3 protein-coding genes are annotated in these 2980 nt (G+C 24.2%); 2 read left to right on the top strand and 1 reads right to left on the bottom strand.

Features of this window, described 5'->3' with window-relative positions:
* The first annotated feature begins 223 nt into the window (after nucleotides 1-223).
* Together Q0O83_RS11835 and Q0O83_RS11830 are read left to right on the top strand one after the other, a co-directional pair.
* Nucleotides 224-1366: a radical SAM protein gene (locus Q0O83_RS11835; RefSeq protein WP_240222356.1), complete on the top strand. Its 1143-nt coding sequence runs from the start codon at nucleotides 224-226 to the stop codon at nucleotides 1364-1366.
* On the top strand, nucleotides 1338-2648 hold the full coding sequence (locus tag Q0O83_RS11830; protein ID WP_240222358.1) for an MFS transporter: 1311 nt from the start codon (nucleotides 1338-1340) through the stop codon (nucleotides 2646-2648). The genes Q0O83_RS11835 and Q0O83_RS11830 overlap by 29 nt, the downstream gene beginning before the upstream one ends.
* Nucleotides 2649-2756: 108 nt before the next feature.
* On the opposite strand, the gene Q0O83_RS11825 is transcribed toward Q0O83_RS11830, so the two are convergent.
* The gene (locus tag Q0O83_RS11825) at nucleotides 2757-2903 is read right to left on the bottom strand and encodes a hypothetical protein (RefSeq protein WP_240222360.1); all 147 of its coding nucleotides are present in this window, start codon (nucleotides 2901-2903) and stop codon (nucleotides 2757-2759) included.
* Nucleotides 2904-2980: the final 77 nt, after the last annotated feature.

The following is a 2980-nucleotide window of genomic DNA, read 5'->3' as shown; positions in this document are numbered from 1 at the left end:
TACCTCAAAGGATTGGAGTAGTTTCAATAAATTTTAAGTTAACAGAAACTTAATATTTTAGGAGGGAAAATATGAATTTAAAAGATTTTAACAAAATGACGGTATCATCTGATAGTCCAGTAACTGCATTTGAAAGAGCACCTAAAATAAGCAATAAATAGTTATAATTAATATCTCGTGTTATACGAGATATTTTTATTATTAATTAAAGGGGGATTTTGTTTTGGAAAAAATTTTATATAAATATGATAAATTAAGAATAAATAGTCTTGTATTCAAACTTGTTGATTATTGTGATTTAGGATGTAATTATTGTTATAGAGAAAAAAGCGAGTATAGATCAAATAAAATTATGTCAGATGAAATTATTGATTTGACAATTGATAGATATTTAGAGTTTTGTCAAAATACTCATCCACAAAAAGAGATTACGTTAATATGGCATGGAGGAGAGCCTTTATTAGCTGGAATTGATAAATTTAAAAATATATTAGAAATTGAAAAAAAATATGAAAAAAAATACAATATAAAAATTCAGAATGCAGTTCAATCAAATGGAATAAGCTTAACACCTGAGATGTGTGAGTTGTTTTCTGAAAATAATTTTAAAATTGGTTTTAGTATAGATGGACCAAAAGAAATCCATGATATTCATAGAAAATATTTAAATGGAAAAAGTTCTTTTGAAAAAACAATTCAAGGAATTGACTTAGCTAAAAAATATAATTTAGATACAAATTTAATTGTAGTAATAACAAATGAAAGTTATAAAAATGTTGAAACTATTTATAACTTTATCAAAAGTTTAAAAATTAAAGCAGTTGATTTTATTCCTTGCTTTGACTATGAAAGTGATACTACTTTGACAGAAGAAAATTATAATTATTTTTTAATGAATTTATTTAACCTTTGGAAAAAAGATAGTTTTGATTTTCTAGAGATAAGATTATTTTCAGATATATTTGAAAAAGTTTATTCTTTAAATAGAAATCAACCTTTAAAAGCTTTGTCTTGCAGTTTAGCAGGGGCTTGTGGTCAAAATTTCTCAGTAGGAGTTAATGGAGATATATGTACTTGTGAATGTTTAACCCCTATAAAAGAATATTTTTTAGGAAATATAAAAGAAAAATCTTTTGAATTAATGCTTAAAGAAAAATCTTATACAACTACCTTCAAAAATGATTTTAATAGTGTAGACAAAAAATGTTTTGATTGTGATGTTTTTAATATATGTAGAGGAGGTTGCTTAAATAGAAGACTTCCAAAGTATAATAAATCTTTGGATATTTATTGTAATCCAAGAAAAAATATTATAAAGGAGATTATTAATTTCTATCATGAAAAAACTTACAAATATAATGAATAAAAATATATGGTTTATTTTAACTCAGTTTTTTAGTGAGTTGGGAAGCACAATAACTAGTTTTGGAATTGTATTGTGGATTAATCAAAAAAATCCTAATCCATTAACATTTAGTTTACTATCGATTTCTATATTTCTTCCTAAAATTTTATTTGGAATTGTAATTGGATCTATTGTAGATAGATTTGAAAAAAAGAAAATAATTTTGTGCGCTGATTCTATAGTAATGTTATCATCATTAGGATTATTGGCATTATTTAGATTTGACATTATAAATATTCCATTAATATTATTTTTAAATTTTTTTAGTGGTATTTTTTCTTGTCTTCAAGATTCATCTAAAAATATATTAAATACAATAATTTTTTCAAAAGAAGATTTTATAAGACTTAATGGATTAATTTCTTTTTTATCTGGAATAGCAATGCTTTTAAGTCCAATTTTAGGAGCGGTATTATACAATAAAATTGGAATGAGTAATATTATTCTTTTGGATTTAGTAACATTCCTTATAGCTTTTATAACATTAGCTTTTATGAGAATACCTAAGGAGAAATTAAAAAAAGTAAGATTTAACTTGAAGCAAGTTTTTATAGAATTTAAATTTTCTTATAATGAGATTAAAAAAATTGATGATTTAAAAAATCTCATGTTTTTCTTTTTTCTAGTTAATTTATTTTCGGGAATGACATATTTTAGTTTAATATCTCCATTAATATTAAGTAGAACTAATAATAATGCTGAAATACTTGGATTAGTTAATATGTTTTTAGGATTAGGATTTATATTAGGTGGAATGTCAGTTTCATTATTTTCTTTTAAAGGTTCAAAAGAAAAAATAATTTACATAGCTGTAGCCTTTTCATTTATTTTAGGAGATATTCTTCTAGCAATAGGGCAGACACCTATAATTTGGTATTTTGGTGCATTTTTTGCTGCATTTTTTATTCCATTTTCCGATGCTAATAAAGCATATATATGGAGAGATAAAGTTCCACTAGAACATAGAGGGAAAATTTTTGCGTGTAGAAATACATTTGAATCAATCTCACGTCCGATTGGAATGTTTTTAGGTGGAATTATTGTAGAAAAACTTTTGAGCGGATTTGCAAATACAAATTCTGATAAAATGTTAATTATTTTTAATAATATAAACGGTGCAAATATAGGATTACTTTTTATATTTACTGGGATATCTGGATTTTTAGCTTGTGTCTATTGTTTGATTGCTTTTTTAAAAAAACAATTTAATTATAAAATTTTACGAGAAAAAATAGATATTTAACAAAATATTGAAAATTTAGTTTAAATATTTTATAATTTTAGCACAAAGCTGAACAAGGAATAAAACCCAAAGAAAATAGAGAGATTTGCACATCTCTCTATTTTTTATTTATCTTCTAAGATAAGCTACAAGTTTGGAGGCTTTCTCATTTCTTTCTAAGGCTTTTTTTGTAGGTTTAGAAAGAGCTTCCTTTTGAATTTGTTTGGCTATTTCACCTTTTACTATAAGAATGGAGCTATCATTTACTTTTTTCATTTATAACCTCCATATAGGGGTTCCGTCCATGCCCGTCAACCTAATGAATTAAAAACTATTTCAAAAATAGCATATGT

The organism is uncultured Cetobacterium sp. (genome assembly GCF_945952365.1).
Lineage (GTDB): Bacteria > Fusobacteriota > Fusobacteriia > Fusobacteriales > Fusobacteriaceae > Cetobacterium_A.
The sequence above is the reverse complement of the archived record's forward strand: the minus strand, read 5'-3'. Positions and strand labels throughout refer to the sequence as shown.

Coding starts and splice junctions, on each gene's coding strand:
- Q0O83_RS11830 (WP_240222358.1), top strand. CDS start 1,338: ATGAAAAAACTTACAAATATAATGAATAAAAATATATGGTTTATTTTA.
- Q0O83_RS11825 (WP_240222360.1), bottom strand. CDS start 2,903: ATGAAAAAAGTAAATGATAGCTCCATTCTTATAGTAAAAGGTGAAATA.